The 5,582-nt window shown below is 43.7% G+C and carries 7 protein-coding genes; 6 read left to right on the forward strand and 1 reads right to left on the reverse strand.

Annotation, left to right across the window (positions count from 1 at the left end; all coding sequences use genetic code 11):
• The 6 genes from F6K20_RS22255 to F6K20_RS22280 all read left to right on the forward strand — a co-directional run.
• On the forward strand, positions 1 to 233 hold a 233-nt coding region (locus F6K20_RS22255), incomplete at its 5' end, for a glycosyltransferase (protein ID WP_502708860.1).
• Positions 199 to 348 carry a hypothetical protein gene (locus tag F6K20_RS22260; protein WP_161603206.1) on the forward strand — a complete coding sequence of 50 codons (150 nt, stop codon included), beginning with the start codon at positions 199 to 201 and terminating at the stop codon, positions 346 to 348. The genes F6K20_RS22255 and F6K20_RS22260, both read left to right, overlap by 35 nt.
• On the forward strand, positions 329 to 487 hold the full coding sequence (locus F6K20_RS22265) for a hypothetical protein (protein ID WP_154659964.1): 159 nt from the start codon (positions 329 to 331) through the stop codon (positions 485 to 487). Before F6K20_RS22260 ends, F6K20_RS22265 begins: the two co-directional genes overlap by 20 nt.
• 22 nt (positions 488 to 509) lie before the next feature.
• Positions 510 to 1,154: a hypothetical protein gene (locus F6K20_RS22270; RefSeq protein WP_008190263.1), complete on the forward strand. Its 645-nt coding sequence runs from the start codon at positions 510 to 512 to the stop codon at positions 1,152 to 1,154.
• 314 nt (positions 1,155 to 1,468) lie between these two features.
• On the forward strand, positions 1,469 to 1,978 hold the full coding sequence (locus F6K20_RS22275) for a DUF29 family protein (RefSeq protein WP_008190260.1): 510 nt from the start codon (positions 1,469 to 1,471) through the stop codon (positions 1,976 to 1,978).
• An 892-nt stretch (positions 1,979 to 2,870) separates the two neighbouring features.
• Complete coding sequence (locus tag F6K20_RS22280) at positions 2,871 to 3,158, forward strand: DUF433 domain-containing protein (RefSeq protein ID WP_008190258.1); 288 nt, start codon at positions 2,871 to 2,873, stop codon at positions 3,156 to 3,158.
• 206 nt (positions 3,159 to 3,364) lie between these two features.
• Here the strand turns inward: F6K20_RS22280 and F6K20_RS22285 are convergent, their stop codons facing one another.
• Positions 3,365 to 4,834: a putative Ig domain-containing protein gene (locus F6K20_RS22285; protein WP_008190255.1), complete on the reverse strand. Its 1,470-nt coding sequence runs from the start codon at positions 4,832 to 4,834 to the stop codon at positions 3,365 to 3,367.
• Positions 4,835 to 5,582: the final 748 nt, after the last annotated feature.

The following is a 5,582-nucleotide window of genomic DNA, read 5'->3' on the forward strand; positions in this document are numbered from 1 at the left end:
TTTGTCCCTTTTTTGGGGACCAACCCTTTTGGGGCGAGCGTGTTCATGCCCTTGGTGTCGGCAGTAAACCGATTCCCCAAAAGACATTGACTGCCGAGAAGCTGGCTACTGCTATCCGCGAAGTGACGACAAACCAGACCATTCGGCAAAATGCTGAAGCCTTGGGGAAACAAATCCGGGATGAAGATGGCATTGCTAATGCGATCGCTATTATTGAATCTCGATTGGGTTAGGATTTTAGGGAGTCGGGAATCGGGAGTCGGGAATCGGGAGTCGGGAGTCGGGAGTCGGGAGTCGGGAACAGGGAAGAAAGAAGAGGGAATTGTTAATGGGATGGGTGGGTTATGAACATACCTTACTACTCACTTCTTGCTTGAATAACTATGGGATGCGATCGCGATGGATGTTGCGATCGCACTTTCTTTTTTCAAAGATAAGTCACCGGGCAAAAGGCACTGCTTCTACGGGGTTTGCTAAACTCGATTAAGTGACCTGGATAACGCCCTGCCATGACTGACTCAATTACCTTAGATGACTTCTATAAACTCTTTCAAGAGAGCGAACGTCAACGTCAGGAAACTGAGCGAATTCTGCGGGAGTCTTTAGAACGGTCTCGCCATGAATTTCAGCAGAACCTGGCTGAATCAAGAGCTGAATTTGATCGACGGGCGGCTGAGGCGGATCGACGGCTGGCTCGCGTGGAAGCTATTGCGGCTCAGACGAATCAGGCCGTTAATGCCTTGACCAGTCGCTGGGGCAACTTTGTGGAGAACCTGGTGGCTCCTGCGGTGGTTCGTCTGTTTCAAGAACGGGGGATTTTGGTCACTGCCATATTCCAACGGGTAAAGGCAAGGGCAGGATCTCAGAACCTGGAAATCGATATTTTGGCAGTCAATACCAATGTGGCAGTGGCGGTGGAAGTAAAATCTCGCCTGACCCAGAAGAATCTACGACAATTCCTGACTAATTTAGAACAATTTAAGACAATCATGCCCCATTACAAAAACTATCGTCTGTATGGTGCTGTGGCTGCCATTGAAATTGATGGGGATGTTGATAAGTTTGCCTATAACCAGGGGTTATTTGTGATCCAACAAGCGGGGGAAAGTGTTTTGATTAGCAATGCCCCTGATTTTGAACCCCGTGCTTGGTAGGTAAACCGATCGTGTCTGTCAAATGACATATATACTGTGGAGTCATCAAATGCGCGAACAACAGCGTAAAAATCCTCCTCCTTTTCTTGAAAAACTCCGACAGTTTAAAGCTGAAAAAGAGGCTGCCTATCAAAAGACTAAAACAGTAGAGGCTAGTTAGATGAATATCAAAACCAAATTAGTTTTATGCCTCTACTTTAAAATTTGATAATAGTAATGTTATCAAACTTCCCTATTTTGAATTAACTACTCCCTGCTCCCTGCTCCCTGCTCCCTACTCCCTACTCCCTAACACCCAAATTTTGTCCTTACCTATGACACAAGAACTTATAGACCTCAAAACTAGCATTGTAGAAGGACGATACGCAGATGCTTTAGCAATTGTCGATGAATTAGAAGGGATGAGTAAACAGGCAATTTTGCGTAATATTGATTCGTTCCTAGTCAGGCTATTTATCCACTTAATTAAAAATCAAGTTGAGCAGCGTTTAACCAATTCTTGGGCAGCTTCAATTGCCAGTTCAATTCTGGAAATTAAAAAGCTAAATCTTAAAGATAACAAGACTTCCTATTATATTAAACCTGAACAATGGCAGCCCAGATTAGAGGAAGCACTAGAAGCAGCGATCGCTCCTGCTAGTCTGGAAGTTTTCAATGGAGAGTTAAGGCGGTCTCAACTTTCCCAGAGGCTGGATAAACCACAGCTGATTTTGACTGCCAATAGTTTACTTAGTCTGACTTACCGCTATTCAGCTAAAGAACTGCCAGCAGTTTTAGATGATTATTTAACTGAATTACCAGGTGGCGAAGAGTGGGGTAGATAATTTATCCTGAGCAATAGTAAGCTATTTTCCTACAGGATTTACCTCATAAATAGCGTAAAAATCCTCCTCCTTTTATTGAAAAACTCCGACAGTTTAAAGCTGATTTGTAAATAAAAGCTTAAGAAGCTAATCGGCGAGTCATAAAACGAAAGAACGAGCCATAAATCATCGCTTCGCACTTTGGTAGTGTACAACTCATAATCCTTATATAGGTTACAGGCTAATCAGCCCGTCATTGAGTTCCCTTTATATTATCTTTACAAATCAGCTCTAAGTTCGCGGGGATAACGTTTATAAATTACCCTTGGTGCATCTCATTTTTACAAAAAAACTAGGATTATCAGGCTTAAACCCTTATAATCCCGTTCCCTGAGTTATTGATTGCCAACTTTGAGATTCACCCATTACCCATTACCCTTTACTAGTCTGTCTAAGCACAAAAAATCAAAAAACTAGATTATATAAGTTATTTTTTTGTCAAAAAATAATCTTATAAGTTTTACTTATAATTAAGAGAAAATTAAGATTAATAGTTGATAAAAATACGTCGAAATACTGATTGTCAATTAGAAGGAAATATGATAAAAATATCACTACAAATAGCGATAGGTTAGGAGTTGGCTGTAGCGATTGGCCGTAGGCCACGCTACGCGAACGCATCATCACTACCCAGCCCAAATGCCAAAACCACATCACCAAGCAGTCAAGTAAAAAAACGCGATGTTCCTTTGGAACCGCTTCGCGATTGGCCGTAGGCCACGCTAAAAGCGATCGCGCTGTTGCTGAATCAAGCTATGAACGAACAATAGAATTAGCTTGTGCTAACGTCAGCTGACCTTAGCTCTTATTGGTAAATTAGACATAGCACTGGTTTCCCAAAGCAAAGAGCCTTATGACTGCTAAAACGATCTCGCGCTACGTTACTCGTAATCCGGAAATTTTGAACGGAGAACCAATCATCATCGGCACTCGGACATCTGTGCGTGCTATTGTTGGTTTATGGCGCTTGGGTATTATGCCAGAAGAAATTCTAAACCATCTAACTCATTTGACTCTGGCGCAAGTATTTGATGCCTTAAGTTTCTATCTTGACAATCAGGGTGAGATTAATGAATACATTGAGCCGAACCAAGTCCCTGATGAATTGGTGCATCCATCTGTAAAGTCTATCTTAGGTTGATCGTGAACTAAAAAAACGCGATGTTCCTTTGGAACCGCTTCGCCATCGCGCTGTTGCTGAATCAAGCTATTAACCAAAAATAGAATTAGCTGGTGCCAAGGGAGTCAGTACTTAATTTCCTGACTCCCATAACCGCTGACCGCTGACCGCTGACCGCTGACCGCTGACCGCTGACCGCTGACCGCTGACCGCTGACTGCTTAAGCTTTACAACAAACCAATGATGCTAATAGTGAATATGCTCTTATCAAAAAAGTCGCTATTGCCAGGTGCCAGGGCAAAGTCAACTACCGAGCCTTTTTGCACTGTGCTGGATACAGTGAAATCAACCCCAAAACCATCCCTGCCATCGATTGCATCAGACCAAATTTTAGTACCATCAACAAAGATATAGGCAATCACACCATCGCTGGCAGTACGACGGTCTTTCTTGGCCAGGTGACCCTTGAACGTAACTTCCCCCTCAATGTCACTAACCCAGCGACGAACTCCCCACTGCTCAACCCTTTGCCGTCTACCGCTGGTTTTGGGACCGTTGGGATGAGCAATAGTGCTAGATAGCTCAGTCCAGTATTTTCCTTGCTTCACTTTCCAGGACCCCTTAGTGTATTGCTGCATTTCATGGAAATCAGCACTGGTCAGGGAACCATCGTAGTAGCCATAGAACCAGTTATGCTCTCCTTGAGTGTCAGAAAAATCCTCCACTGAATTAGCAATTTCAGTAGGCACGGGAACATGGTTAACCTGAATTTCAAACCCATTGCTGACAGTTTTGCATAGCTCGTCAGACGCTGTTACAGTAATTGTGGTTGTGCCAATGTCCTCGCTACTGGGAGTACCACTGAACGTAGTGCCATCGAAATTCAACCAGCTCGGTATGGTTGCACTAAAGCTCAGACTATCTCCATCGCGATCGCTAAATGTTGCTTCCCCAATTGTCAGGGTAAAAGGCTCATTCTCGTTAATGCTTTGAGCGCCAATGGGATTAGCCACTACAGGGGCAGAATTATTTGGGGGTTCATAGACGTAGAGAGATCCACAGTTTTCCCAGCGAACTTCGTCGAGACTGGAACGGTCTTTGTTGGTATTTGTCAACCAATCGCCATTAATCTTTAAATAATCCAAATCTGTCAGCACTTGCATTATCTCTAAATTCGTCGCTGCTTCATTGCTGTCAGTTTTTATCCATCCACCCTCTGCATTCAGAGGTATGGTGTAGGGAGTCCATTGGTCTATAGTGGGCGTCGATACATGGTTCTGTAGTTCCAAACCACCACCACTTATGGTTAAACCATTTGTTAAACTGTTATTTAAACTATTGATATCCTCGGTAATCTGATCGCTATTTTCCAAATTAACCTGAACAGAAAACCTGAGGTTTCCATTGAAAAAACTGGATTTGTCACCAACAAACTTCTCGGGGGCAACGTAATCGTAGGGTCCATCACCGACTTGATCATCATTATGAATGTAACCACCAGTGATGAATCCACAGATTTTAGACTGTTCGGGGTCAAATTCTTGATCATTGAGGTCAACAACGATCCAATCCTCTGTGCCAGTATCAAAGTAACTGACCGGCTCGATTACGCTTTCAATCGCCTGAGCTGGCTGTGGAATCATGAGCATGGCACAAGACAATAGTGCCGCCCACAGAACAATACGGATTTTTTTCATCAAAATTTTCGCAGCAGAATACACCACTTACACCCTAAGGGTGAGAGTTAGCACGGGGCTTTCAAGGTGTGGACGCAATACCGCACTCAGCCCCTTTCCGCTGCACCTCCAACTAATGGTTTACAGATTAATCCGGTACTACGTGTGAGTAGCCCTGTTGTGTTTTGCTGCAAGTAACTGCAAACAGCTCAATGGTCCCCTTTGTGGAAACCGTAGCTAAAGTATGGTCAAAGGCTTTGCAGATCTTAAATTTTGCCCAAACTCTAATTTTATAGGAGTTTAGGCTTTTTAGATATTTTTTTTGATTTACAAGCTCGTGTATCTTGATAGATAAGGGTTTCAGGAATTATCAATTACCTTTCCTCCTCCCCTTATTGAGAAGATATTTTGTTTAATACCATAAGATGCGCATCTGATCAAATCCTGTTATTTTTGACTGTTGAGTTTTTATAGGACTTACGAAGTTTAGTTGGTTTTGCCCCCCTAACCCCCCAAGTTTGGGGGGGAATGATGTCAAAGTCCCCCGCCCCCCTAACCCCCCAATACTGGGGGGGAAGAGCGCGGATGCTTCGCTTTTTGACAGTGGGGGACCAACGGGGGCATGCGTAAGTCCTGTTTCTCAATGAGCTCCCTGGTGAAAAACCAATGGTATTCCTAAGATGAACCAATCAACCGAGGGGCTATATAATCTATTACCTGCGATCTACCGGCAGCGAGATTTTGCCCAAGGGGAACCCCTACGGGCGCT

The sequence above is a fragment of the Moorena sp. SIO2C4 genome, assembly GCF_010672485.1.
Lineage (GTDB): Bacteria > Cyanobacteriota > Cyanobacteriia > Cyanobacteriales > Coleofasciculaceae > Moorena > Moorena producens.